The organism is Xanthomonas sp. DAR 34887 (assembly GCF_041245805.1).
Classification (GTDB): Bacteria; Pseudomonadota; Gammaproteobacteria; order Xanthomonadales; family Xanthomonadaceae; genus Xanthomonas_A; species Xanthomonas_A tesorieronis.
In genome coordinates this window covers 3,569,618-3,596,363 of record NZ_CP162490.1, presented here as the reverse complement: position 1 = coordinate 3,596,363, position 26,746 = coordinate 3,569,618, and the positions used below count along the sequence as shown (strand labels likewise).

General features: G+C 68.4%; 20 protein-coding genes. 14 read left to right on the top strand and 6 right to left on the bottom strand.

The genetic code is table 11. From position 1 onward, the window contains the following. Positions 1-147 precede the first annotated feature (147 nt). Positions 148-2,076: an alpha-L-fucosidase gene (locus AB3X08_RS15105; RefSeq protein WP_369933562.1), complete on the top strand. Its 1,929-nt coding sequence runs from the start codon at positions 148-150 to the stop codon at positions 2,074-2,076. Between the two features lie 260 nt (positions 2,077-2,336). Here AB3X08_RS15105 and galA read toward each other — a convergent pair whose 3' ends face one another. The 4 genes from galA to AB3X08_RS15085 form a co-directional block, all read right to left on the bottom strand. Then, entirely contained in the window at positions 2,337-4,892 is a 2,556-nt protein-coding gene (gene galA / locus AB3X08_RS15100) for a beta-galactosidase GalA (RefSeq protein WP_369933560.1), read from the bottom strand. After that, positions 4,889-6,070, bottom strand: coding sequence for a glycoside hydrolase family 53 protein (locus AB3X08_RS15095; protein WP_369933559.1), 1,182 nt, complete (start codon positions 6,068-6,070; stop codon positions 4,889-4,891). Before AB3X08_RS15095 ends, galA begins: the two co-directional genes overlap by 4 nt. Positions 6,071-6,092: 22 nt before the next feature. Continuing rightward, positions 6,093-8,780, bottom strand: a complete 2,688-nt coding sequence (locus tag AB3X08_RS15090; protein WP_369933558.1) for a TonB-dependent receptor — start codon at positions 8,778-8,780, stop codon at positions 6,093-6,095. 479 nt (positions 8,781-9,259) lie between these two features. Further along, positions 9,260-10,156 (bottom strand): LysR family transcriptional regulator, encoded by an 897-nt coding sequence (locus tag AB3X08_RS15085; RefSeq protein WP_369933557.1) that lies wholly within the window; start codon positions 10,154-10,156, stop codon positions 9,260-9,262. Positions 10,157-10,258: 102 nt separating this feature from the next. On the opposite strand from AB3X08_RS15085, the gene AB3X08_RS15080 reads away from it, so the two are divergent. Beyond that, positions 10,259-11,266 (top strand): YeiH family protein, encoded by a 1,008-nt coding sequence (locus tag AB3X08_RS15080; RefSeq protein WP_369933556.1) that lies wholly within the window; start codon positions 10,259-10,261, stop codon positions 11,264-11,266. 18 nt (positions 11,267-11,284) lie between these two features. Here the strand turns inward: AB3X08_RS15080 and AB3X08_RS15075 are convergent, their stop codons facing one another. After that, on the bottom strand, positions 11,285-12,166 hold the full coding sequence (locus AB3X08_RS15075; protein WP_369933554.1) for an SDR family oxidoreductase: 882 nt from the start codon (positions 12,164-12,166) through the stop codon (positions 11,285-11,287). Between the two features lie 440 nt (positions 12,167-12,606). On the opposite strand from AB3X08_RS15075, the gene AB3X08_RS15070 reads away from it, so the two are divergent. The 4 genes from AB3X08_RS15070 (at position 12,607) to AB3X08_RS15055 (ending at position 16,113) form a co-directional block, all read left to right on the top strand. After that, positions 12,607-13,260, top strand: a complete 654-nt coding sequence (locus tag AB3X08_RS15070) for a DUF4142 domain-containing protein (RefSeq protein ID WP_369933552.1) — start codon at positions 12,607-12,609, stop codon at positions 13,258-13,260. 70 nt (positions 13,261-13,330) lie between these two features. Further along, on the top strand, positions 13,331-13,864 hold the full coding sequence (locus AB3X08_RS15065; protein ID WP_369933551.1) for a hypothetical protein: 534 nt from the start codon (positions 13,331-13,333) through the stop codon (positions 13,862-13,864). 11 nt (positions 13,865-13,875) lie between these two features. After that, positions 13,876-15,072, top strand: coding sequence for a zinc-dependent alcohol dehydrogenase (locus tag AB3X08_RS15060; protein ID WP_369933550.1), 1,197 nt, complete (start codon positions 13,876-13,878; stop codon positions 15,070-15,072). Between the two features lie 60 nt (positions 15,073-15,132). Then, positions 15,133-16,113: a cation diffusion facilitator family transporter gene (locus tag AB3X08_RS15055; RefSeq protein ID WP_369933548.1), complete on the top strand. Its 981-nt coding sequence runs from the start codon at positions 15,133-15,135 to the stop codon at positions 16,111-16,113. A 136-nt stretch (positions 16,114-16,249) separates the two neighbouring features. Here AB3X08_RS15055 and AB3X08_RS15050 read toward each other — a convergent pair whose 3' ends face one another. Then, positions 16,250-18,313 (bottom strand): 3-hydroxyacyl-CoA dehydrogenase NAD-binding domain-containing protein, encoded by a 2,064-nt coding sequence (locus AB3X08_RS15050; RefSeq protein WP_369933546.1) that lies wholly within the window; start codon positions 18,311-18,313, stop codon positions 16,250-16,252. Between the two features lie 238 nt (positions 18,314-18,551). Between AB3X08_RS15050 and rpoE the strand changes: the two genes are divergently transcribed. From rpoE to era, 8 genes are all read left to right on the top strand, one after another. Further along, a complete protein-coding gene (rpoE, locus tag AB3X08_RS15045; protein ID WP_053835168.1) occupies positions 18,552-19,172 on the top strand; it encodes an RNA polymerase sigma factor RpoE in 621 nt (206 codons plus the stop codon). Further along, entirely contained in the window at positions 19,169-20,131 is a 963-nt protein-coding gene (locus AB3X08_RS15040; protein WP_369933545.1) for a sigma-E factor negative regulatory protein, read from the top strand. Before rpoE ends, AB3X08_RS15040 begins: the two co-directional genes overlap by 4 nt. A 100-nt stretch (positions 20,132-20,231) precedes the next feature. Further along, complete coding sequence (locus AB3X08_RS15035) at positions 20,232-21,788, top strand: DegQ family serine endoprotease (protein ID WP_369933544.1); 1,557 nt, start codon at positions 20,232-20,234, stop codon at positions 21,786-21,788. A 213-nt stretch (positions 21,789-22,001) separates the two neighbouring features. Next, the gene (gene lepA, locus AB3X08_RS15030; RefSeq protein WP_369938544.1) at positions 22,002-23,792 is read left to right on the top strand and encodes a translation elongation factor 4; all 1,791 of its coding nucleotides are present in this window, start codon (positions 22,002-22,004) and stop codon (positions 23,790-23,792) included. A 110-nt stretch (positions 23,793-23,902) separates the two neighbouring features. After that, on the top strand, positions 23,903-24,703 hold the full coding sequence (gene lepB, locus AB3X08_RS15025; RefSeq protein WP_184411395.1) for a signal peptidase I: 801 nt from the start codon (positions 23,903-23,905) through the stop codon (positions 24,701-24,703). Positions 24,704-24,726: 23 nt separating this feature from the next. Continuing rightward, entirely contained in the window at positions 24,727-25,104 is a 378-nt protein-coding gene (locus tag AB3X08_RS15020; RefSeq protein WP_369933542.1) for a DUF4845 domain-containing protein, read from the top strand. Next, positions 25,094-25,774: a ribonuclease III gene (gene rnc / locus AB3X08_RS15015; protein WP_369933541.1), complete on the top strand. Its 681-nt coding sequence runs from the start codon at positions 25,094-25,096 to the stop codon at positions 25,772-25,774. Before AB3X08_RS15020 ends, rnc begins: the two co-directional genes overlap by 11 nt. Continuing rightward, positions 25,771-26,673, top strand: coding sequence for a GTPase Era (era, locus tag AB3X08_RS15010; protein ID WP_369933540.1), 903 nt, complete (start codon positions 25,771-25,773; stop codon positions 26,671-26,673). Before rnc ends, era begins: the two co-directional genes overlap by 4 nt. Positions 26,674-26,746 lie beyond the last annotated feature (73 nt).

The window sequence follows — 26,746 nt, the reverse complement described above, 5'->3', positions numbered from 1 at the left end:
CGCAGTGCACGTCCCCCAACCATGTGGCGAAAGGATCGCAACACGACTGACGGTCTGCTCCTTACAGACCTTCCGTAGCTTCGGGGCAGGACTGTTTCGCCGTTGGAAAAAGCTAAGATCCGAGCTTGTGCAGAGCCGGAGGCGTCAATGATCGATCGTCGTACCTTTCTTGCCACGGGTGTCGTGGCCGTCGCCGCGGGTTTCAGCGCATCCGCCGCCCAGATCGCGGCTGCGCCGCGCCCGAAGGGGCCGGCACCGTGGGGCGCCGTGCCCAGCGCGCGGCAGCTGCGGTGGCACCGGTGGGAGCAATACGCCTTCGTGCATTTTGCGATGAACACCTTCACCGACAAGGAATGGGGCTACGGCGACGAGGATCCGCGCAGATTCGATCCCAGCGATTTCTCCGCCGATCAAATCGTCGCCGCGGCCAAGGCCGGCAATCTGAAAGGGATCATCTTTACCGCCAAGCACCACGATGGCTTCTGCCTGTGGCCCACGCGCCTGACCGAGCATTGCATTCGCAATTCGCCCTACAAGAATGGCAAGGGCGACATCGTCGGCGAAATGGCCGCGGCGTGCCGACGCGCCGGCCTGGCCTTCGGCATCTACCTGTCCCCTTGGGATCGCAACCATGCCGAGTACGGCCGCCCCGGCTATCTCGACTATTTCCGCAAGCAGATCGCCGAATTGTGCACGGGCTATGGCGACCTGTTCGAGTTCTGGTTCGACGGCGCCAATGGCGGCGACGGCTACTACGGCGGGGCGCGCGAAACGCGCAAGATCGATGCGCCCGCTTACTACAACTGGCCGCGGATGATCGAGCTGGTCCACCAGCACCAGCCGATGGCCTGCACCTTCGACCCGCTCGGCGCCGACATCCGTTGGGTCGGCAACGAGGACGGCGTGGCCGGCGATCCGTGCTGGCCGACCATGCCCAATGCGCCTTACACGCAGGAAAACGGCAATGCCGGCGTGCGTGGCGCCGCGCTGTGGTGGCCTGCGGAAACCAATACCTCGATCCGCCCGGGCTGGTTCTACCATGCCGACGAAGACGGCAAGGTGCGCAGCCCGGAGAATCTGGTGCGCTACTTCGATACCTCGGTCGCGCGCGGTACCAACATGAACCTCAATCTTCCGCCGGACCGGCGCGGTCGCATCGCCGACCACGACGTCGCGGTGTTGAAGAGCTTCGGCGACGCGATCCGTGCCAGCTTCGCCATCGATCTGGCCAAGGGCGCCAAGGCCAGCGCCAGCGCGTCGCGCGGCCCTGGGTTCGAGCCGGCGCGCGTGCTCGACCGCCAGCCGGACAGCTACTGGTCCACGCCGGACGACGTGACCACGCCGACGCTGACGCTGGAACTTTCGGCGCTGCACAGCTTCGACCTGATCCGCCTGCGCGAATACCTGCCGCTGGGCGTGCGCGTCACCCGTTTCGCGATCGAAGCCGAGCTCGATGGGCAATGGCAGCGGTTGGCCGAGGCGCAATGCATCGGCGCGCAGCGGATCCTGCGGCTCGATCGCCCGGTCGCCGCGCGCCGTGTGCGTCTGCTGGTGCTCGAGGCACCGGTCTGCCCCGCGATCAGCGAATTCGCGCTGTTCCGCGCGGTTGCGCCAGTTGCGGTCGCGCGGCCGACGGCGAACGCGCCGGATGTGCTGTCCACCGCGGGTTGGCGTATCGTCGAGTCCAGTGCGCCGGGGGCGGAGAAATTGCTCGATGACGATGCCGGCACGATCTGGGTCGTGCCAGCTCCCAGGCCGGGCCATCCCGCGCAGGTGACCATCGACCTCGGCGCGCTGCGTCAGGTCGCCGGCTTCAGCCTCACCCCCTCGCGCATGGTGATGAACGGCGCGGCGCCGCCGAAGGGCTATCGCGCCGAAACCAGCGAGGATGGCCAGCACTGGCAGCCGGCCGGCGGCGGCGAGCTGTCCAATATCGCCTATGCGCTGTCGACCCAGCGGCTGAATTTCCCCGAGGTCCGCCAGATCCGCTACCTGCGGCTGTCGTTCGCCGAAACGGCGCTGCCTGCCGAGCGGCTGGCGATCGCCGGTATCGGTGCGTTCTCGCGCCTGCGATGACGGCTTGCGCTCCCTCACCGCATGCGCGGTGGGGGAGCTTGCATCGCTGGGGCGATGCAGCTTCGTTGGTTCGGCGATGCTAGTGAGGGGTCGTAGATCGGCTTCGGTGTGAAGCGTCGGCGACTTCACTTCAGTGTGCGTAGCTAGCGCGCCGACCGCAGCTTGGGCGGGCGTAGATGGCGCGCCTGCGCCGTAGGAGGCACCGAGTCGGGAGCGCCTGACGACGGCGCCGCGCGGCTACTTGAAAGCACGCGCCCGCATCAGGCCACGAACGGCCGCGCCCTGCTGCGCACGCTCTTCAGCACCAGCCGCGCAGGCACCAACCCGGGCGCGGTCGCTTCCAGCGTCAGCGTGCCGGCATCGCGCGTGGTCTGCAGCAACGCCATGCACAGGCCGTTGAACGCATGGCGGCTGTCGCCCTTGTCGTTCTCGTGGCTGGCCGGGTCGCCGTTGCCCAGGCCGATCAGCCGGCCGGCGCCGCGCACGGCGAAGCGCACGGCGTCGTCGGCGGTGGGCACCACGCGGCCTTGCGCATCCACGATCTCGACCGCGACCACGGCGACGTCTTCGGCGTCGGCAAGCAGCTCGCCGCGGTCGCTGCGCAGGCGTATCGCCGCCGCTGCGCCGACGGTCGTGCGGGTCTGCACCAGCACCTGCTTGCCGTCGCGATAGCCGCGCGCTTCGAGGGTGCCGGGTGCGTATTTCACCCGCCATTCGACGTGGCCGTAGGCGGGCACCTGCTGCAGGCCCTGGCTGGCGCCGTTGACCAGCAGTTCCACCGCGTCCAGGTTGCTGTGGCACCAGACGTCGACCATGCCGTTGTCGCGTTCGTCCAGCAGGCCGTCCCAGTTCCAGTGCGGGAACAGGTGCAGCACCGGCTCGCGCGTCCACTGCGCGCGGTAGTACCAGTAGTTGTCCTTGGGAAAACCGCAGCTGTCGAGGATGCCGAACTGCGAGGCCACGTTCGGCCAGCGGTTGTACGGGGTGGGTTCGCCGCGGTAGTCGAAGCCGGTCCAGACGAAGCCGCCGGCGATGTACGGGCGCTGCGCGATGTAGCTCCACCACGCTTCGGCGCTGCTGGCCCACCAGGGGTAGTCGAGATCGTAGGTGCGGGCGTAGCCGCGTGTGTCGTCGGTGCGGTAGTTGCCGCGCACGCCGACGGTGCTGCCGGTTTCGCTGCCGTAGATCGGGATGTCGGGATGGCGCGCGTGGAACGCGTCCATCTGCGGGGTGCGGTAGTTGAAGCCGACCACGTCCACCACCTGGCCGACGCCATCGTCGAAGCCCTTGTCCATCGCGAAGGTGGTGGGGCGGGTCGGATCCAGGCGCCGCACCAGCCGTTGCATGCGCGCGACGATGCGCGCGCCGCGCGCGGTGACCATCTGCGGTTCTTCGTTGCCGAGCGACCACAGCATCACGCAGGGATGGTTGCGCCCGCGCCGCACCATGCTTTCCAGTTCGGCCAATGCCTCGCCATCGGAGGACATGCGCCGGGTCTCGTCGATGACCAGCAGGCCGAGCCGGTCGCACAGTTCCAGCACTTCCGGCGCGGCCGGGTTGTGCGCGCTGCGGTACGCGTTGCAGCCCATCGACTTGAGCTGGCGCAGGCGCCATTCGTGCAGGCGCTCGGGAATGGCGGTGCCGACGCCGGCATGGTCCTGGTGGTTGTTGGTGCCGTGCAGCTTGAACGGCGCGCCGTTGAGCAGCAGGCCGCGTTGCGGGTCGAACTGCAGGCTGCGCACGCCGAAGCGCGTGGTCAGTGCGTCGCAGGCGCGGCCGTCGCTGTGCAGATAGGTGGACAGGGTATAGCGCTGTGGCGTATCCGGCGACCACAGCGCCGGCGTGCCGAGATCCAGCGTCTGTTCGACGCGCTGCATCACGCCCGGCGCCACCGTCACCGCTGCCGCGGTCGCGCGCGCGACGATGCGCCCGTCCGGCGCGCGGATCACCGAGGTGACGCTGCAACTGCGCGGGTCGGCACCGTTGTTGCCGACTTCGGTGCTGACCAGCGCCTGCGCGGCGCCGCCTTGCCACGGGCTGCGTACGAACACGCCGTCCATCGGCACGTGCAGCGCATCGGTCTTGCGCAGCCAGACGTGGCGATAGATGCCGGCGCCCTCGTAGAACCAGCCTTCGCCCAGCGTGGCGTCCACGCGCACGGCGATGACGTTGCGCTTGCCGTAGTCGAGCACGTCGCTCAGATCGACCTCGAAGCCGCAGTAGCCGCTGGCGTTGCGGCCGACGATGTGGCCGTTGCAGAACACGATGCAGTCGCGGAACACGCCATCGAATTCCAGGCAGATCCGCTTGCCCAGGTCGTCGGCGGGAATCTCCAGTTCGCGCCGGTACCAGCCGATGCTGGTCTGCGGGTCGTTGCGGCCGAGCGGCTTGTAGCCGTGCGCGGCGGCCGGGTCGTCGACCAGGATACTGGCGGAGGCGGGATCCTGGCGCGGCGGCAGCGCCAACGCCCAGTCGTGCGGCAGGTCGATCGCGGCCCAGGCGCTGTCGTCGAAGCCGGGCAGGGCCGCGTCGGCGGTGTCCTTGCCGGCCTTGGCGTAGCTACGTTGGAACGTGCCGAAGTTGAAGTCGCGCGCCGGGTCGTCGGCATGGCCGAGATGGAAGCGCCAGCCGAAATCGCACAGCAGGCGTTCGCGCGGGGCTGCTGCGTCCTCGTCCAGCGTCAGTGCCGGGCTGGTGCCACCGGCGCTCGCGGCCAGCGCTGCCGGCGCCAGGGCCGCCGTTGCGCCGGGAACGGCCACCTGCACGCCGCCGGCGACCAGCGAACGCAGCAGCTCGCGTCGGCTCAGTTCGATCATGGTTGCGGGTCCTGTGCGTGCGGCGCCGGCGCCGCGTCGCTGCTGGCCTGCGGCGCAGGCCGGTAGGCATGGCGCATGAAGCCGATGCCGGGCAGCAGTTCGTTGCCGTGCGCGAAATCGAAGAAGCTGGCGTTCTCCCACGACGAGCCGGTGCCCCAGCGCGTTTTGCAGCGGCTGCTGGTCCAGGCCGGTTCCCAGTACACGACGCCGCTGCCGCCGTTGTCGATCACCAACTGGGTGAGATCGACCAGGTAATCCAGTTGCCCTTGCGGCGTGGCCGGATAGCCGGCGATGAGCGAGTCCTCGCCCAGCAGGTTGTGCGAGGTGTCGCCGCTGGCGAGCGTCCACGGGTAGGCGGTCTCCACCACCATCACCTCGGCCGGGTAGCGTTGGCGCAGGCGCTTGATGGTGGCGCCGAGCCCGGCCATCGACTCGCTGGACCACTTGCGGTAGTAGCTGATGCCGATGAAGTCGAAGTCGCGCACGCCGGCCTTGGCGGCGTCGGCGAACCACGGCTCCACGTTCTCCGGCTGCGCGATATGCAGCATCACCTTGGGCTTGATCGTCGAGCGTGCGCCGGCGTCGCGCACCGCCTTGATGCCGGCGTTGAACAGCTTGGCGTTGCGCGTCCAGTCGATCGGCCGCCGCTTGTCCCACGGCTGGCTGTCCATCAGGTCCGAGTTGCTCTCGTTGCCGACCTGTACCAGCTCCGGCATCAGCCCGGCGCGGTCCAGCGCGCTCAGCGTGTCGTAGGTGTAGCCGTACAGCGTGCGCGCCAGTTCGTCCTGGTCGGTGATCGTGGCCCAGCCCTTGGGAATCAGCTGCTTCTCGCCGTCGGCCCAGTCGTCGGAATAGTGGAAATCCAGCAGCACCTGCATGCCCTGCGCGCGGGCGCGGCGGATGGTCTTCTTGACGTCGCTCAAATCGCTGTAGCGGGTCCAGCGCGCGTCGTTCCACAGGCGCACGCGCACCAGGTTGGCGCCGTGCGCATGGAACAGCGCGAACGGGTCCTGCACGACGCCGTGTTCGCGGTACTGCACGCCGCAGTCCTCCATCTCGTTGACGTAGGACAGGTCGGCGCCCAGGTACAGCGGGCCGGCGCCAACGGCGGTGGGGGCGAGGGCGGCGGCGAGGGCCAGCGCGAGCGCTGGCATCCAGTGACGGCGTGTGTGCGGCATGCGATACCTGCGGCAGGGGAACTCAGAACGTGTAGGTCGCTTCCAGGGCGAAGCGGCGGCCGAACAACTGGTAGCCGCCGTCGTCCTGGTTGGCCAGGCGGTTGCGCTTGTTGTCGCTGTAGGCGCGCAACGGCTCGTTGGTCAGGTTGCCGACCTGGAACTTCAGCCCAAGGTGTTCGCTGAAGCGCCAGGCCAGGCTCAGGTCTACCGTACCTTCGCTTTCCAGCCGCGCCAGGCGCGCGGCGTTCCAGCCGTACACCACGGTGTAGGGGCTGTGGTACTTGTAGCCCACCCGCGCTTCGAACTTGCTGTTGCTGTACCACAGGTCGAAGGTGCCGGTGTTGCGCGCCAGGCCGCTGAGCGGCAGCGGATCGTCGGCCGGCGAGAACTCGTGCAGGTTGGATTCGACGTAGGAATAGTTCGAGTAGACGCCGAAGTTCTCCATGTGCGGAATGAAGAAGAACGGCGTCTGGAAGGTCAGTTCGGCGCCGTTGATGTAGCCGCCGCCGCCGTTGAACGGGCCGCTGATCAGGTAGTCGCGGCCGTCGATGGTCTCGTGCTGGGTCTTGTAGCCGATGCTCGAGTCCACCCACTTGCGGTACAGCGCCAGCGCGGCCAGCGCTTCCTTGTGGAAGTACCACTCGTAGGACAGGTCGAGCTGGGTGGCGCGGAACGGATTGAGTTGCGGATTGCCGCCGCTGCCGGTGAGCTGGCCGACGGTGGTGTTGGGGTCGTCGAGCGCGCGGCCGGTACGCAGTTCGTCCAATGGCGGACGCGCGATCACCTTGGCCACCGAGAAGCGCAGGATGCGCTCGTCGTCGAGCAGGAAGTTCAGCGTGGCGCTGGGCAGCACGTCGGTGTAGTCGTTGCTGGCGCTGCTGGGCTGGACCACGCCGCCGACGGTGTCGTAGCCGTCGCTGGTGGTGTCGGTGTGGACCACGCGCACGCCGGCGTTGCCGGTGACGTCGATGCCGAACCATTGCGAACTGAACACCGCCTTGGCGAAGGCTTCGCGCACGTTTTCCTTGACGTTCCAGTGGTCCAGCAACTGTTCGGTGTTCAGGCTCGGATCGAAGCCGCCGAAGCCGAGCCTGGCGATCGCGTCCAGATCGCCGCCGGTCAACGTCGGCACGTTGAGGTCGGGCATCTGCACCGGATGGATCAGATCCTGGTAGGCGGAGATCGGCTGGTCGTAACCGGACTGGAAGCTGGTGAAGTGGCGGTTCTGCTTTTCGCGCTGCGCCGCACGCGCACCGAACTGCAGCGCGGTGATCGGCGAATCTTCGATCGTGCGGCTGGCGCTGAGCGCCAGCGCCGCGATCCGGTCGCGCAAGGCCTGCGGTTCGGTCTGCCCGCTGATGCCCCATTCCGGCTCGTCTGAGCTGGTGCTGATGGTGGGAGTGACGCCATGGCGGAAATCGAAGGACACGGTGTCCGGATTGCTGCCGAAGCGCACCGCGCGCCAGTCGTTGTCGCGCTTGGCCTGCGAGAACGACAGATCGCCGCCCAGGGTCCACACGTCGCCGCTCCACTTCGCGTTGAGGCCGCCGGCGGCGAGCGTCTTAACCTCGTTGTAGTGGCTGATGACGTGGTCCACCTGCAGGTTGGAATTGGCCAGCGTGGCGGCGACCACGTCGCCATCGACGATGGTGTAGGACGAACCCGGCGTGGTGTACGGATTGCTGGCGGAGAAGATGCTGTAGCCGAGGTTGTTGAACCAGTTCTGGCGCTGTTCCTCGTCGATCTTGATCCGCGAATACAGGCCATCGAGCTTGAGTTCGAGGTTGCCCGAGCGCCACTGCACGGTGCCCATCGCGCCGGTGCGGGTCTGTTCGGTCAGCTTGAGCTGGTCGGCCGCGCCCCACGGCGTGTAGTCGACCTTGCCGTCGCCATCGACGTCGCGCGCATTGCTGTCGTCGGTATAGCCCCAGCTGCCGATCGAGACGCCGGCGTTCTTCTGCTTCTGGTAGGTGGCGCCGAGGGCGATGGCCAGGTTGTCGTTGAAGCGGTGGATCCAGCTGGCGCCGAGGCGGTTGCCCCACGGCGAATAGCCGTCCACGTCCTTGGCTTCGTCGTAGTAGATCGGGCCGGCGGTGCCGACGAAGCTGGGGCCGGTGTGGTCGAGCGGGCTGATCGTGGAGATGTCCACGGTGGCGGCGATGCCGCCGGCCACCAGGTCCGCCGACTGGGTCTTGTAGACCTTGACCGTGGAGACGATCTCGGTGGGGAACACTTCCCAGCGCACCGCGCGGTTGGGTTCGGAGGAAGCGATCTCGCGGCCGTTGACGGTGCCCATGGTCATGCGCGGGCCCAGGCCGCGCACCGTGGCCAGGCTCTCGTTGCCGCGGTCGCGGGTGCCGTTGACGCCGGGCAGGCGCACCAGCGCCTCGGCCACGGTGACGTTGGGCATCTGCCCCATGTTGTCGGCGGAGATCACCTCGACCACGTGGTCGTCGAGCTGCTTGGCCTGCACCGCCTGGTCGAGGCTGGCGCGCTGGCCGATCACCATCACGTTGTCCAGGGTGACCGGTGCTTGCCCGGTCTCGCTGTTCGAGGCGCTGGCCGGCGGCGCCGGATCGGCGGCGATGCTCTGCGCGTGGGCGCCGAAGCTGCTGGCCAGGGCCAGGACGATGGCCGAACCGAGCAACGTGCGGGCGGCCTGCTGCTGCGCGCGCCGGCTAGCCGGGCGACGGTGGTGTTCCAAAGGCATCTTTGTTCCCTCCCAGGACGAAAGTTACCGAGCAAGTTGAAATGGGACCGGACAATCCGGTCTTCCTGGCCGCGCTGGCAGATCGCAGGGATGGTCCCTGCGTAGTGCGAACGTGCGTCGTGTCGCGGCCTCGCTGCGCGAAGCCTGTCGCGTTTCGGCAGTCGTCGATAGCGGACTTGGCCCCTTGCCGCCGCGCCGATCGCCTGGAACTGGGGCGAGCATAGGAGGGGTAGTCATTCCATTCCAATGAAGCATTTGCTGTCGGCTATCTTTTTTTGGAATTGATTGCCATGTTGCGAAGCGGCATGGCGCACATGCCGCGGAGCGGTCGGTGGCTGCGGGGCGGAACCTGGTCAGGCAGGGCGGGGCGGGCGTCGCGACGCGCCTGCGCCGCAGTCCGGCGCGGCACTGTGTGCGCACGCCGACGGGTCCGCGCGCGTGCCGTACCGATCGCCGCGACCGTGCCGGCGAGTGCCGGCTCAGCCGGATGCGCCCGTGGCGTCGCCGCTGGCGAGCAGGGCCGCCGCCGCCGCACCCAGGCTGCGTTCGCGATGGCGCAAGGCGTGGAAGCTGCGTGCGCCCAGCGCCGTGCCGACGCGTTGCAGGCGGCCGCTGTCCAGCCATGGCGCGGCCGCCAGTTCCGAGATCGCCGCCAGGCTGTGGCCGGCATGTACCGCCGACAACACCGCCTCGTTCGAGGGCAGGGTCAGCGCCACGCGCAGGCGTTCCGGCGCGACCCCGGCCGCGCGCAGCGCCGCCTCGAACTCCGAGCGCGTGCCCGAGCCGACTTCGCGCATGATCCAGGTGTTGGCCTCGGCCAGCCGCGGCAGACCCAGGCGCAGGCGTCCGGCCAATGGATGGCTGGGCGCGGCGACCAGCAGCAGGCGATCATGGCCGAGCGTGGACAACTGCAATTGCGGATCGTGCACGCCGCCTTCGACGAATCCCAATTCCGCCCGCCCTTCGACCACCGCGCGCGCCACGCTCTCGGTGTTGCCGACGCTGAGGCGGATCTGGATCTGCGGGAAGCGCGCATGGAACGCCACCAGCCGCGTCGGCAGCCAGTAGCTGGCCACGGTCTGGCTGGCGTGCAGATCCAGGGTGCCGCGCAGCACGCCGCGCCATTCGCTCAAGGCCAGTTCCGCGGCGCGGGTACGCGCCAGGATCGCCTTGGCCTCCTCGAAGAACGCCGCGCCCGCCGCGGTCAATGCGATGCCGCGCCCCACCCGGTCGAACAGCGGCACGCCGTACCGGGCTTCCAGTGCCTTGATCGCGGCGCTGGCCGCCGACGGCGTGCGATGCGCGGCCTGCGCGCCCAGGGTCAAGTGCTGGCGCTCGGCGACGGCGACGAACAGGGCGAGTTGTTCCAGGGTCACGGCGGGATCATTCGGTTGAGCCGAACGAACTATCCATCATTATGCGATGGAGTGACAAGGTCGGCGAGCGCATCCTGCAGCCACTTTGACAGGGTGGCGGCAATGAACCAGGCACGATTCAAGGGCGCGGCAGTGTGGCCGGGCCTGCTGTTGGCGATCGCGGTCGCCGCGCTGGCGTCGCTGACCGAGCAGGTGCAACTGCGCTGGCTGGGCCGGCCGTGGATCGATGCGCTGGTGTTCGCGATCGCGCTCGGCACGCTGCTGCGCACCGCGTTGCCTTTGCCGGCACGGGCCGACGCCGGCATCGCGTTCGCCGCGAAGCTGCCGCTGGAAGTGGCGATCGTGCTGCTCGGCGCGTCGGTCAGCTTCAGCGCGGTCGGCGCGGCTGGCGGCGTGTTGCTGGGGCTGATCGCGGCCACCGTGCTGCTGGCGATCGGCGTCGGCTACGGCATCGGCCGCCTGCTCGGGTTGCCGGCACGACTGGCGACGCTCGTGGCCTGCGGCAATGCGATCTGCGGCAACTCGGCGATCGTCGCCGCCGCGCCGGTGATCGACGCCGATTCGGACGAGGTGGCGGCCTCGATCGCCTTCACCGCGGCATTGGGCATCGTGGTGGTGCTGGCCTTGCCATTGGCGGTACCGCTGTTCGGCCTGGACCAGCGCCACTACGGCATCCTCGCCGGCATGACCGTCTACGCGGTGCCGCAGGTGCTGGCGGTGACGCTGCCGGTCGGCGCCATCAGCGCGCAGGTCGGCGCGCTGGTCAAGCTGATGCGGGTGGTGATGCTGGGACCGGTGATGTTGCTGCTCGGCCTGAGCGCCGGCCGGCCGGGCGTCGCGCGCTTGCCGCTGCATCGTCTGCTGCCGTGGTTCGTGCTGGGCTTCGTCGGCATGATGCTGCTGCGCTCCACCGGCCTGTTGCCGCTGGCGCTGGCGGATGCGGCGCAGCGCGTTTCGGCGCTGCTGACCCTGGTGGCGATGGCGGCGCTGGGCCTGTCGGTGAACCTGCGCTCGGTGCTGGCCTCCGGTGGCCGCGTACTGGCTGCGGGCGCGCTGTCGCTGCTGGCCCTGGCCGGCATCAGTGCGGTGCTGGTGTGGTGGCTGCCATAGCGCGGCGCGATGTGCGCCTCAGCTGCCGTGGATGCGGCCGCTCTCGCCGGCGCGGTACAAGGTGCCATCCGGGTCGCGCGCGGGCACCGGCTGCTTCTGCTGCTCGCCCCGCAGCGCCGACATGCGGTCCGCCAGCCGCGGCAGCATGTGGGTCACCGCGGTGTTGGCCTTGGCCAGCAACCCGACCTTGACGTCGCGCCCGCCGTGCTCGGCGGCGTGCAGGATCGCCTCGGCGACGCGTATCGGCGCAATCATCGGCTTGGGCAGCGTCGGCTCCTCGCGCATGTAGTTGCGTGCGTGCTGCGGGTAAGGCGTGTCCACCGCCGTCGGCTGGATCAGCACTACCGAGACCGGCAGCTTGTCCACGTGCTCCAGTTCGATTCGCAGCGCATCGGTGAAGCCCTTCACCGCATGCTTGGATGCCGTATACATGCCCTGCAGCGGCACCACCGCTTCCGATGCTTCGCTGCCCAGGTTGATCAGGCTGCCGTGCGAGGCCATCAGGTGCGGCAACGCGACCAGCGAGCCATGCACCACGCCCCAGAAGTTGACGTCGAACAGGCGCTTGCTGTCCCGGTCGGCGACATCGGCGAGCTTGCCGTAGATCGCCACGCCGGCGTTGTTGACCCAGGTGTCGATCCGGCCGTAGCGGCGGATCGCTTCCGCCGCGGCGGCTTCCAACTGCTCGCGGTCGGCGACGTCGGCGGTGACCGCGATCGCATCGCCGCCGGCTTCGCGGATGGTCCGCACCGCATCGTCCAGCGTCTCGCGGCTGCGCGCCACCAACACCAGCTTGGCGCCGCGCTCGGCGGCCAGCAGCGCCGTGCACAGCCCGATACCGCTGGATGCACCGGTGATGACCAGGACCTGTTGCTCGATGGGATGATGTGGCTGCGCCATGATGCGTGCTCCCGGGACGGTTGCCGCCACGCTAGGCGCCGGACTGTGGCATCGGAGTGAAGCGGATATCGGCATCGCGTCAAGTGGCGGCGTCACGTGCGTTATCGCCTCCTGCGCGTGCGATGTGCCGGCGAAACCTGCATTCCGTCACCGTCGTGTGTGCTGCACATGCAGCATCGTGCGGAGCGGCGCGCCAGCCGGCGATCGACCCATCCGGAACTCGGCGTGCAGGCGCTTTCACTCTGCCGTTCCTGTCTGCGATCAAGGACGGGCTGGCGCCGCCGTTGCAACGCGTGCCAGGCGAAGATGCGGGTGAAACGATCCATGCGCCGTCTCACTCGCGTTGATGCACGTTTTCGCACTGCCTGCACTTGTGTTCAACGATGCACTAACGCTGCGCTTCGCAGGATTGGCCTTCCTTCCATGTACGGAGAGCGGTCATGCGCAACCTCATCAGCGGTGTCTCCCTGGCGGTCATGATGGCCTTGGGCGCAGGCGCGGCGCAGGCGCAAAGCGACGTGTCCGGTCAGTCCGGCAGCCCTGCCACCGGCAGCGCCCATCAGGTCGATCCACCCACGGCCGCGTCATCTGCGGCGGGAACGCCCACCAGCAGTGACGGCGCCCGCTCCGCCGCGCTGGACGAGAAGCAAGCGCTTGGCGTGCTCGCGGCGATCAACACCGCTGAAGTCAACGCCGGCAACCTGGCGCTGCAGAAGCAGGTAAAAGGCCCGGTGCGCGACTACGCCAGCCAGATGATCAAGGAGCACTCGGACAACAACGCCAAGATTGCGCCGTGGTCCCCGGACCGCAGCGCCGCGCCGGCCGAGAAGCAGACGAAGAAGGCGCAGGCCGAGGCCAAGACGCTGCAGCAGCTCGATGGCGACAAGTTCGCACAGGCCTACGTTGCGGCCATGGTCAAGGATCACCAGGAGGCATTGAAGATGCTCGACAGCACACTGATCCCCGCCGCCAAGACACCGCAGGTCGCCGAGCATCTGCGCACCACGCGCACTCACGTCGCCGCCCATCTCGCCAAGGCGCAGCAGCTGCAGGGCATGGGCGCGGCGGCGTCGGCTGGCACCGACACGCATTGATCGCGCCGCGGACTTCGCCATCCACTACCACGGGCACGTGGAGCCCGTGGTGCCAGCCAGGAACTTCCCCATGCGCGACTCTCCTGTTGCCGAACATCCCACCAAGCTCGATGGAACACGGATGCTGCGCACGGTCAGCATCCTCGGCGAGCCGCACCGCATCCTCGATGCATGGTGCGACATGACGGTGCAGCAGCAGATCCTGCACGGTATCGCCGAACTGCAATCCGGCGACGGCTACCAATCGCAATGGCTGCTGCGCCTGCCGCTGGACCGGCATGTCGCGCTGCGCTACCAGCGCGGCGAGGTGCGGCTGGGCGATTCGGTGCGTTACGAAGGCAGCGGCGACCACGGCCTGCAGGTGCAGACCGAGCTGAGCGTGCGTGCGGCGCCCAACGGCTTCGGTTGCGAAACCGCGCTGGTGGTGGAGTACCGGGTCGAGGGCGGACCGCTCGCGCAGGCCGTGGCCAAGCTGGTCGGCGCCGCGCCCGATGCGGTGGTCGCCAAGGTGCTGCGCCGCTTCAAGGCTTGGATCGAATGCGGCGAAGTGCCGACCTTGCGCGGCAATCCGTCCGCACGTGCACGTCATCCCCACGAAGATTGAGGAGTCCTCTTATGCGCGCACTGTGCTGGAACGGCGTGAACGACCTGCGCGTGGAAACCGTGCCCGATCCGGGCATCGTCAACCCGCGCGATGCGATCCTGAAAGTCGGCCTCAGCACCACCTGCGGTTCCGACCTGCACTTCATCGATGGCTACATCCCCAGCATGCGCGAGGGCGACGTCATCGGCCATGAATTCATGGGCGAGATCGTGGCGGTCGGCCCGCAGGTCAAATCCCTCCGGGTCGGGCAGCGCGTGGTCGTGCCGTCCTTCATCTCCTGTGGCGAATGCTGGCATTGCGGGCGGCAGGAGTTCTCGCTGTGCGACAACACCAATCCGAACTGGGAAATGCAGGAGCCGTTGCTGGGCCATCCGACGGCCGGCATCTACGGTTATACCCACGCCTTCGGCGGCTACGCGGGTTCGCATGCGGACTTCATCCGTGTGCCGCATGCCGATGTCGGCTGCTTCGCGATTCCCGAGGAGGTGTCCGACGAGGACGCGCTGTTCCTGTCCGATGCCGGACCGACCGGATTCATGGGCGCCGATTTTTGCCAGATCCAGCCGGGCGACACCGTTGCGGTGTGGGGCTGCGGCGGCGTCGGCCTGATGGCGCAGCAGAGCGCGAAGTTGCTTGGCGCCGAACGGGTGATCGGCATCGACCGCCTGCCCGAGCGCCTGGCGATGGCGCGCGACGTGCTTGGCGTGGAGGTGATCGACTATTCGGCGGTCGACAGCGTGGTCGACATGCTGCGCGAGATGACCGGCGGGCGCGGCCCGGATGCCTGCATCGATGCGGTCGGCATGGAAGCGCACGGCACCGGTCTGGGCTACGCCTACGACCGGGTCAAGCAGGCGCTGCACCTGCACACCGACCGCGGGCAGGCGCTGCGCGAGGCGATCCTGGCCTGCCGCAAGGGCGGCGTGCTGTCGATCCTCGGCGTCTACGGGCTGATGGACAAGTTCCCGCTGGGCGCGGTCATGAACAAGGGGCTGACCGTGCGCACCGCGCAGCAGCATGGCCAACGCTATTTGCCGCGGTTGTTGGACTTGGCCCGTAGCGGCGCACTCAAGTCGCGCTTCCTGGCAACGCACAGGATGCCGCTGGAAGATGCGGTGCGCGGCTACGACATGTTCAAACACAAGCACGACGGCTGCGTCCGCGCGGTGTTCGTGCCCGGCATGCAGCGCGAACCCGCGGCAGTGTAATAGTCTCCGCGGCGGTGGCGACCTAAGGTGGCGGCATTCTCCGCACGTACCAGCACCGCCATGGGACACGACCACAGCCACGCACCGACCGAGATCCGCCACGAGAAACCGCTGTGGTGGGCGCTGGGGCTGACCGCCACGTTCCTGCTGGCGGAGATCGCCGGTGCGTTTCTGACCAACAGCCTGGCGTTGCTGTCCGACGCCGCGCACATGGCCACCGACACGCTGGCGCTGATGATCGCGCTGGTCGCCGTGCGGCTGAGCCGGCGCCCGCCCGATGCCAAGCGCACCTACGGCTATGCGCGCCTGGAAGCGCTGGGCGCGCTGTTCAACGGCGGCATGCTGTTCGTGGTCGCCGCCTACATCCTGTGGGAAGCGGTGCAGCGCTTCCGCCAGCCGCAGGACGTGGCCACGGTCGGCATGCTCGGCATCGCCGCATTCGGCCTGCTGATCAACCTGATCTCGATGCGCCTGCTCAAGGCCGGCAGCGGCGAGAGCCTGAACATGAAGGGCGCCTACCTGGAAGTGTGGAGCGACATGCTCGGCTCGGTGGCGGTGATCGCCGGCGCGCTGGCGATCCGCCTCACCGGTTGGAAGGTGATCGATCCGATCCTGGCGGTGCTGATCGGCCTGTGGGTGCTGCCGCGCACCTGGGTGCTGCTGCGCGAGGCGGTCAACGTGCTGCTGGAAGGCGTGCCCAAGGGCGTGGACATGGCCGCGGTGCGCGGCTATCTGCGCGGCGTCGCGGGAGTGGAGGACGTGCACGACCTGCATGTCTGGGCGCTGGCCTCCAGCACGCCGGCACTGACCGCGCACGTGGTGATCGCCGACGGCACCGATGCCGACGCCTTGCGCGCGGCCCTGTGCGACGGCCTGCACGCGCGCTTCGACATCGACCATATCACCCTGCAGATGGAAGCCGGGCACTGCGGCGCCGAGCCGTGCGGCACGCCGGCACGCGCGGTAACGCATGCGCATGACGAGCATGCGGATCACGAGCACGACCACGGTGGCCATGCGCATCGGCATTCGCATTCCTGACACCGGGTCGGGCGTCGCTCGTCCCCCTGTAGGAGCGGCTTCAGCCGCGACAGGTACCCTCCGGACAGCACATGTCGCGGCTGAAGCCGCTCCTACAGGGAACGCAGAGAACGGATGCTACGGGGGCGAACCGAACTCAGGCCACCGGTTCGCGTAGCGCCGGCGCATCCCAGCCCGGGCGCGGCGCGAAGCGCTCGCCGTAGCGCGCCTGCAGGGCGCGCAGCCGCTCCAGCAGCGCATCGGCGCCGGCCGCACGGATGTACTGGATCGGGCCGCCGCGGAACGGAGCGAAGCCGGTGCCGAAGATCACCCCGGCGTCGAGTAGGTCCGCATCGGCGACCACGCCCTCGTGCAGGCAGGCCACCGCTTCGTTGAGCAGCGGCAGGATCAGCCGGTCCTCCAGATCGGCCGGCGCCTGGTAGTCCTTGTCCAGCTCCGGTTTCTTCGCGCGACCGTTCTCCCAGGCGTACAGGCCCTGGCCGTCCTTCTTGCCGCGCTTGCCCGGCTCCACGGTCTGCAGCGCGGCGGGAATCGGCAGGCCCAGGAACGGCGCCAGTTCCGAGCCCACGCCGGCCGCCACGTCCAGGCCTACGGTGTCGATCAGTTCGATCGGCCCCATCGGCATGCCGAACTTCACTGCGGCCTTGTCGATCGCCGGGCCGGGGATGCCCTCGGCGTAGGCGGTGGCCGCTTCCAGCAGGTACGGGAACAGCACGCGGTTGACCAGAAACCCGGGCGTGCCGGCGACCGGCACCGGCAGCTTGTCGATCGCCTTGCAGAACGCGGCCAGCCGCTTCTGGTTGTCGGCGGCCAGGCCGTCGTGGCAGACGATCTCCACCAGCGGCATCTGCGCCACCGGGTTGAAGTAGTGCAGGCCGGCGAACTGCGCCGGGCGCTGGATGTGCTCGCGCAGTTCGGTCAACGGGATCGAGGATGTGTTGGTGCTGAGCAGCGCCGTGGGCTGCATCCGCGGTTCCAGCGATTCGTACAGCTCGCGCTTTGCCTGAGGGTTCTCGATGATCGCCTCGATCACCAGGTCGGCCACCGGCACGCCGTCGCCGGCCAGGTCGCCCTTCAACCGTGCCGCCACCGCCGGACGCTTGCTGTCGTCCTTGACCCGCTTGGCGAACAGTTCGCCGGCGCGGTTCAACGCGCCATCGATGAAGCGCTGCTCGCGATCCTGCAGGGTCACTTCGAAGCCCTTGTAGGCCGACCAGGCGGCGATGTCGCCGCCCATCACCCCAGCGCCGACCACATGCACGTGGCGGATGCCGTGATCCTTGCCGCCCAGCGCCTTGAGCCGCTCGGTGAGGAAGAAGATGCGGATCAGGTTGCGCGCGGTCGGCGTGCTCGCCAGCTTGACCACCGCCTTGCGCTCGGCGTCCAGCCGCGCCTGGATGCCGCCGCCGCCGCTGCGCTCCCATACGCCGATCAGCGCGTACGGCGCGGGGTAGTGTTCCTTGCGCGCCTTGCGCGCGACCTGCTTGCGCATCTGCGGCGCCAGCAGCTTGCGTGCCGGCCAAGTGTTGGTGGCCCAGGCGGTGGCGCGCTGCTTGAACGGGCGCGCGCTGCCGGTCAAGGCCAGCGCCACCGCGGTATCGACCAGCACCGCCGGTGCGGCGACCTTGTCGACCAGGCCCATGGCGCGCGCCGCCGAGGCCGACACGGTGCGCCCGGTCAGCATCAGGTCCATCGCCGCCGGCGCGCCGATCAACCGCGGCAGGCGCGCGCTGCCGCCCCAGCCGGGAAAGATGCCGAGCTTGGTCTCGGGCAGGCCGATGCGGGTGGAGCCGTCGCTGGAGGCGACCCGGTAACGGCACGCCAGCGCGATCTCGGTGCCGCCGCCCATGCAGAAGCCGTGAATCGCGGCCACGGTCGGGCAGGGCAGCTCGGCGAGTTTCTGGAAGGTGGCCTGGCCGCGGCGGATCGCGTCGTTGACGGTGCCGCGGCGGTCGAATTCCTGGAATTCCTTCAGGTCCGCGCCGGCGATGAAGCCGTTGGCCTTGGCCGAGCGGATCACCACGCCCTTGGGCGGGTCGATGGCGATGCGTTCCAGCAGGTCGCCCAACTCCAGCAGCACGTCCTGCGACAGCGCATTGACGGGCGCGTCCTGGCGGTCGAGGCTGAGCACGACGACGCCGTCGTCGCGGATATCCGCTTGCCAGTGACTGAATCGGAGCCCGTCGAAGCCTGAAAGCATGGGGAGGACCATCCGCTTATGTATGGAGAAGATCGTTATCATCCAGAGGTTGTTTCCGTTGCGTCAAATCCCAATCCACAGGGGAGTGACGCGGGTCCCGCGACCGCTGGCCTGCCGCCAGCCTAACGGAATGCGGGTTAACGTCGTGGGGCGGCGGTCCGCAGGAGCGCTGAACTTTTTTCCGAATTGGCGGTCAGATGGTCCGACGTAGGTTGGGCTGACAGGAGTGCGGCCCGTTATGGCCGATGTCGAAACACCTCAGGAGCTGGACCTGGAACTGGTCCGGCGTGTGCAGCGCGGCGAAAGCGCGGCGTTCGATGTGCTGGTGCGCAAGTACCAACACCGGATCGTCGGCCTGATCGGGCGCTACATCGCCGACTGGAGCGAATGTCAGGACGTGGCCCAGGACACCTTTATCCGCGCCTACCGCGCGATAGGGAATTTCCGTGGCGACGCCCAGTTCTCCACATGGTTGCACCGTATCGCCGTGAACACCGCCAAGAACTACCTGGTTGCGCACAACCGCAGGCCGCCCACCGACGACGTCGACGTGCTCGACGCCGAGCAGTTCGACAGCGGCACGCGCTTGCGCGACACCGACACGCCCGAGCGCGAACTGATGCGCCAGGAGCTGGAACAGACGGTGATGAAGGCGGTGAATGCGTTGCCGGAAGAATTGCGAACCGCCATCACCCTGCGCGAGGTGGACGGGATGAGTTACGAGGACATCGCGCAGAAGATGGGTTGCCCGATCGGCACGGTGCGCTCGCGCATCTTCCGTGCGCGCGACGCCATCGACGCCGAACTCCGTCCCCTGCTGGATACCGACAGCGCCACTCGTGAGCGACACCGCGTATGACCGATAGCACTCCCATTCCCCCGTCCGAGCCGACTCCCGGCGCTGCACCGCCGGACAAGTTCGAACTGCACTACCGGCAGCAGCTGTCGGCGTTGATCGACGGCGAGCTGCCGGCCGACGAAGCGCGTTTCGTGGTGCGCCGGCTGCAGCACGACGAGGAGCTTGCCGGCTGCCACGAGCGCTGGCAGCTGTGCGGCGACATCCTGCGCGGCCGCGTGTGCATGCCGGCGCCCGCCGATTTCGGCGAGCGCGTGCGCCAGGCGGTGGCCGCCGAGGCGCAGCGCGCAGAGACGGTGCGGGCCAGCGATGCCGCCGGCAGCCGCCGCGCCTGGCGCTGGGGCGGAAGCGCGGCGCTGGCGGCTTCGGTCGCCGCGATCGCCTTGTTCATGACCCGCGAGCGCCTGCCCGATACGGCACCCGCGGCAGCGCCGGTGCAGGTTGCCAGCTCGAACGCGCCTGTCGCCGCCAAGCCCGCGGTCCCGGTAGCCGCCGTGCCGCGGGCGCCGTCGCCATCGCCGGCGGATCCGCAGGGCGACCTCGGTGCGGCGGTCGCCGCCGCACCGGCCGTGGCCATCGCCGCCAACCGGCGCCAGGAGGCGGCCGTCCGCCGCGGTGCCACCCGCACCCAGCAGGCCGCGCGCAGCAGCGCGGCGCGGGCCGCCGAACCGGTGCGCGCGGTGGCCGCTGCGGCACCGCCGCGGCCTGCGGCGAGCGCGTTGCCGCTGACCGCCACGACCGCCGGCCAGGCGCTCGCGCAGCAACATGCCAGCGATCCGTTCGCGCACCAGGCGGCACCGCTGCAGGCACGGCCATGGCCGCGCTCGGCGCTGGCGCCGGCCGCGTCCGGCGGCGAGTTCACCGCCAGTTTCCCGCGCCAGGGCGCGTCGGCGGCGTTCTATCCGTTCGAACCGCGACTGCCGGCCGATGCGGCGCCGGCGCCGTTGCCGCAGCAGCCTTGAACCCAGGCGTCGGTCGAAGCGCGTGCTTCGCTCCGGCGCGCGGTGCCCGCAGCACCGCCCCTGTTTTCCTTCCCTTTCCCGAACCGGAGGCTCGCGTCCGATGACTCACCGTATCCGCAACCATCTGCTGGGCGTGTTGGCCCTGTCCCTGCCGCTGGCCGCCTGCGCACAGCAGCCCGAGTCGGCCGCACCCGCTGCCGCCGCGCCGGCGGCGCGTTCGGCGCCCGCGCCGCAGTTGGTTGCCGGCTTGCCCGATTTCACCAACCTGGTCGAACAGGTCGGCCCCGGCGTGGTCAACGTCGAGACCACGATCAGCCGCAAGGCCGCAGCCACCCGTGCCGGCGCCGGCGGCATGCCCGACGATGCGCAGATCCCCGAGTTCTTCCGCCGCTTCTTCGGGCCGGAAGGGATGCCGGGCCAACCGGGCATGCCGGGCCAGCAAGGGCCGGACGACGACGATGCGACCCCCGGCGGCCGCTCGATGGGCTCGGGCTTCATCATCTCGCCGGACGGCTACGTGCTGACCAATCATCACGTGGTCGACGGCGCCAGCGAGGTCAAGGTCAAGCTGACCGACCGCCGCGAATTCACCGCCAAGGTGGTCGGCAGCGACCAGCAGTACGACGTGGCGCTGCTGAAGATCGAAGGCAAGAACCTGCCGACGGTGCGGGTGGGCGATTCCAACACGCTCAAGCCCGGCCAGTGGGTGGTGGCGATCGGTTCGCCGTTCGGCCTGGACCACTCGGTCACCGCCGGCATCGTCAGCGCCACCGGTCGCAGCAATCCGTACGCCGACCAACGCTATGTGCCCTTCATCCAGACCGACGTGGCGATCAACCAGGGCAACTCCGGCGGCCCGCTGCTCAACACCCGCGGCGAGGTGGTCGGCATCAACTCGCAGATCTTCTCCGCGTCCGGCGGCTACATGGGCATCAGCTTCGCGATCCCGATCGACCTGGCGATGAGCGCGGTCGAGCAGATCAAGAAGACCGGCAAGGTCAGCCGCGGCATGCTCGGGGTGACCATGCAGCCGAACATCAGCGATGTCGAGGCCAAGGGCCTGGGCCTGACCGACACCCGCGGCGCGCTGGTCAACGGCGTGCAGCCGGGCAGCGGCGCGGCCAAGGCCGGGATCGAGCCGGGCGACTTCATCGTTGCCTTCAACGGACAGAAGATCAACACGCGTGAGGACCTGCCGCCGCTGGTGGGCATGCTGCCGCCTGGCAGCAAGGCGCGCGTCACCGTGATCCGCGATGGCAAGCCGCGCGACATCAGCGTGACCCTGAGCGAGCTCAGCGACGACGGCGTGGCCATGGGCCAGCAGCAGCCGGGCCGCGGCGGCGCAGCGCCGGCGCCGCAGGCCGCGGAGAGCAGCGCACTGGGCATCAGCGTCGAGGAAATCCCGGCGCCGGTGCGGCAGAAGCTCGGGTTGCGCGCCGACGAGGGCGTGCAGGTGGCGCAGGTCAGCCGCGCGGTGGCGAGCAAGTCGCAGCTGCGCCCCGGCATGATCGTGCTGCAGGTCGGGCGCACGCCGGTGTCCAATGCGGCGCAGTTCCGCAAGCTCACCGCCGGTGCGAAGAAGGGCGACGTGGTGATGTTGCTGGTGCGCGCGCCGGGCAGCCCGGCCAGCCAGTTCGTCGCGATCAGCGTCGACTGATCTTCCGATCGCGGTGGTGCCCATGGCGGCCAGCGAACCTCGGTTCGCTGGCCGCCTTGATTTCATTGGAATTTTTCTCCTGTGGCGGTGCCCGCTCCGCCGCGCCCACCGCTGTGCCGCAGCTGGGGCGCCGGGCTCCCTCCGGCCATGCGATAATGGCCCGTTATCCTGACGACGGTCCTGGCCGCCGCCCACCTCATGTCCTCTGATTCGATGCGGAACATCCGCAATTTCTCCATCATCGCCCACGTCGACCACGGCAAATCGACCCTGGCCGATCGCATCATCCAGCTCTGTGGCGGCCTGCAGGCGCGCGAGATGGAAGCGCAGGTGCTCGACTCCAACCCGATCGAGCGCGAACGCGGCATCACCATCAAGGCGCAGTCCGTATCCCTGCCGTATACGGCCAAGGACGGGCAGGTCTACCACCTGAACTTCATCGACACCCCCGGTCACGTCGACTTCTCCTACGAGGTCAGCCGCTCGCTGGCCGCCTGCGAGGGCGCACTGCTGGTGGTGGACGCCGCGCAGGGCGTGGAAGCGCAGTCGGTGGCCAACTGCTACACCGCGGTGGAGCAGGGTCTGGAAGTGGTGCCGGTGCTCAACAAGATCGACCTGCCGACCGCCGACATCGACCGCGCCAAGGCCGAGATCGAGGCGGTGATCGGCATCGACGCCGAGGATGCGGTCGCGGTCAGCGCCAAGACCGGCCTGAACGTGGACGCGGTGCTGGAGGCGATCGTGCATCGCATCCCGCCGCCGAAGCCGCGCGACACCGACAAGCTGCAGGCGCTGATCATCGACTCGTGGTTCGACAACTATCTGGGCGTGGTCTCGCTGGTGCGGGTGATGCAGGGCGAGATCAAGCCGGGCAGCAAGATCCTGGTGATGTCCACCGGCCGCACCCACCTGGTCGACAAGGTCGGCGTGTTCACCCCCAAGCGCAAGGAGCTGCCCGCGCTGGGCGCCGGCGAAGTGGGCTGGATCAACGCCTCGATCAAGGACGTGCACGGCGCGCCGGTCGGCGACACCCTGACCCTGGCCGCCGACCCGGCGCCGCACGCGCTGCCCGGCTTCCAGGAAATGCAGCCGCGCGTGTTCGCCGGCCTGTTCCCGGTCGATGCCGAGGACTATCCGGACCTGCGCGAAGCGCTGGACAAGCTGCGCCTCAACGACGCGGCGCTGCGCTTCGAGCCGGAAAGCTCCGAGGCGATGGGCTTCGGCTTCCGCTGCGGCTTCCTCGGCATGCTGCACATGGAGATCGTGCAGGAGCGGCTGGAGCGCGAATACAACCTCAACCTGATCTCGACCGCGCCGACCGTGGTCTACGAGGTGCTCAAGACCGACGGCAGCGTGATCCCGATGGACAACCCGTCTAAGCTGCCGCCGCTGAACAACGTCGAGGAGATCCGCGAGCCGATCATCCGCGCCAACATCCTGACCCCGCCGGATTACGTCGGCAACATCATCACCCTGTGCGAGGAAAAGCGCGGCAGCCAGATCGGCATCAACTACCTGGGCAGCCAGGTGCAGATCAGCTACGAGCTGCCGATGGCCGAGGTGGTGCTGGATTTCTTCGACAAGCTCAAGTCGGTGTCGCGCGGCTACGCCTCGCTGGACTACCACTTCCTGCGCTTCGAGGCCGGCCCGTTCGTGCGCGTGGACACGCTGATCAACGGCGACAAGGTCGATGCGCTGTCGATCATCGTGCACCGCAGCCATGCCGACCGGCGCGGCCGCGAGCTGTGCGAGAAGATGAAGGACCTGATCCCGCGGCAGATGTTCGACGTGGCGATCCAGGCCGCGGTCGGCTCGCAGATCATCTCGCGCAGCACGGTCAAGGCGATGCGCAAGAACGTGCTGGCCAAATGTTATGGTGGCGACGTGTCGCGCAAGAAGAAACTTCTGGAAAAACAGAAGGAAGGCAAGAAGCGCATGAAGCAGGTCGGCCGCGTGGAGATCCCGCAGGAAGCCTTCTTGGCTGTGCTGCAGATGGATAAGTAGCCGGGATTGGGGATTCGGGATTGGGGATTGGCAAGAGCGCAAGCCTGCCCGATCCCGCTCTGCCGAATCCCCTCATCCCCAATCCCAAATCCCGTTCCGAAGGAACACGAATGAAATGGTTTGAAATCGCGCTGGTGGTCCTGACCTTCGCCACCGGCATCGTCTGGTTGCTGGACAAGCTGTTCTTCGCCAAGCGCCGTGCCGCGCGCGCCGGCCTGCTCGACAGCGAGCCGGTGCTGGTGGATTACTCGCGGGCGTTCTTCCCGGTGCTGGCGGTGGTGCTGATCCTGCGCAGCTTCATCGCCGAGCCGTACAAGATCCCGTCCAGCTCGATGATGCCGAACCTGCTGGTCGGCGATTTCATCCTGGTCAACAAGTTCTCCTACGGCTTCCGCCTGCCGATCACCAACCAGAAGGTGATCCCGGTCAGCGAGCCCAAGCGCGGCGACGTGGTGGTGTTCAAGCCGCCGCACAAGCCGGACGAGAACTGGATCAAGCGCGTCATCGGCCTGCCCGGCGACCGCATCGGCTTCCACGGCGATACCCTGTATATCAACGGCACGCCGATGAAGTACCAGGTGCGCGGCGAGTACGTCGGCAAGGGCAAGGGCGCGGAGATGACCGGCGCCACGCTGCTCACCGAATACCTGCCCGGCCGCACCCACACCGAACTGGAATGGCTGGACCGCAACAACCCGGCCGGCCAGGGCGATTGGGTGGTGCCGCCGGGCCAGTATTTCGTGATGGGCGACAATCGCGATAATAGCGAGGACAGCCGCTTCTGGACCCAGACCCATTTCCTGCCCGAAGAGAATCTGCGCGGCAAGGCGTTCCTGGTCTGGCTCAATTGCGAGGGGTGGTTCTGCAGCGGCAGTTTCGATCCCTCGCGGATCGGGACCGGCATCCAGTGATTTCTGGCGTAAGGGGAAGCGCGATGAAGCACAAGCAAAGTGGCATGACGTTGACGTCGTTCGTGATCGTGCTGGCGGTGGTGGGGTTCTTCGCCTACATCGGCATGAAGCTGTTCCCGATGTACCTGGAGTACTACGCGGTGCGCTCGGCGATGAAGGGCCTGGCCGCCGAACCGGGCAGCGCCGACATGGATCCGGCGCAGGCGAAGATGCTGCTGTTCCGCCGCCTGGACATCAACAACTCGGACAACGTGAAGCCGGACGACGTCAAGTTCGACCGCATGGATTCTGGCTGGAAGATGCATGTGGCTTACGAAGTGCGCAAGCCGCTGGTCGCCAACCTGGACGTGGTCGGCAAGTTCGACATCACCCAGGACCTGACGACGCGCGGTGGCGAGTAAGACGATCTTGCGCGGCGACCGCATCGGTCACCGCTTCGCCGACCCGCAGCTGCTGGCGCAGGCGCTGACGCATCGCAGCGCCGGCGCGCCGCACAACGAGCGGCTGGAATTCCTCGGCGACAGCATCGTCAACCAGCTGATCGCCGAGGCGCTGTACCGGCGCTGGCCCAAGGCCGACGAGGGCGCGCTGACCCGCGCCCGCGCCGAACTGGTGCGCGAGGCCTCGCTGGCCACCATCGGCCGCCAGCTGGAACTTGGCGAGCGGCTGACCCTGGGGCCGGGCGAGATGAAGTCCGGCGGGCATCGCCGCGATTCGATCCTGGCCGACGCGGTCGAGGCGGTGGTCGCGGCGATCTACCTGGATGCCGGATTCGAGGCCTGCCGTGCGGTGATCCTGCCCTGGTTCGAGACGGCGCTGGCCGCACTGCCGGTGGGCAAGCCGGAGAAGGACGCCAAGACCCGCCTGCAGGAATGGCTGCAGGCGCGACAGCGCGCCTTGCCGGGCTACGAACTGATCAGCGAAACCGGCGACGAACACGCCAAGCTATTCCGGGTACGCTGCGTACTCGCCGAGCCTGCCCTCACCACCGAGGGCGAGGGCACCTCGCGACGGCTGGCCGAGCAACAGGCCGCCGCCGCCGCCATCGAGCAACTGGATTCCAGCAAGTGAACGAGCAAGCCTCTTCTTACTGCAGCGGCAGCGTGGCCGTGATCGGCCGCCCCAACGTGGGCAAGTCCACCCTGACCAACGCCCTGGTGGGCGCCAAGGTCAGCATCGTCTCCAACCGGCCGCAGACCACCCGGCACCGCTTGCTCGGCATCGCCAGCTTCCCGGAAGGGCAGTTGGTGCTGGTCGACACCCCCGGCCTGCACCGCGAGCAGAAGCGCGCCATGAACCGGGTCATGAACCGCGCCGCGCGCGGCTCGCTGGAAGGCGTGGACGCCGGCCTGCTGGTGATCGAGGCCGGGCGTTGGGACGACGAGGACACGCTGGCGTTCAACGTGCTCAGCGATGCCGGCATCCCGGTGGTGCTGGTGGTGAACAAGGTCGACCGGCTCAAGGACAAGACCGCGCTGCTGCCGTTCCTGCAGCAGGTCAGCGACGGCCGCAGCTTCGCCGCGGTGCACCCGATCTCCGCGCTCAAGCGCAAGGGCCTGGAGGCGCTGGTGCGCGACCTGCTGGGTCTGGTGCCGGAAGCGCCGGCGATGTTCGGCGAGGACGAGATCACCGACCGCAGCCAGCGCTTCCTGGCCGGCGAACTGGTCCGCGAGCAGCTGATGCGCCAGCTCGGCGAAGAGCTGCCGTACGCGACCACGGTGGAAATCGAACGCTTCGCCGAGGACGGCGCGTTGCTGCGCATCGGCGCGGTGATCTGGGTCGAACGCGAGGGCCAGAAGGCGATCGTGATCGGCAAGGGCGGCACGCGGCTGAAGGACATCGGCGCCAAGGCCCGGCAGCAGATGGAGCGCCTGTTCGGCGCCAAGGTGTTCCTGGAGACCTGGGTCCGCGTGCGCGAGGGCTGGTCGGACGACGAGGCGGCGCTGAAGGCGTTCGGTTACGGGGAGTAAGGCTGGGATTCGGGATTCGGATTTTGGATTCGGGATTTCGCAAGTTCGCCGCATTTCCGCTTTTCTGTAGGAG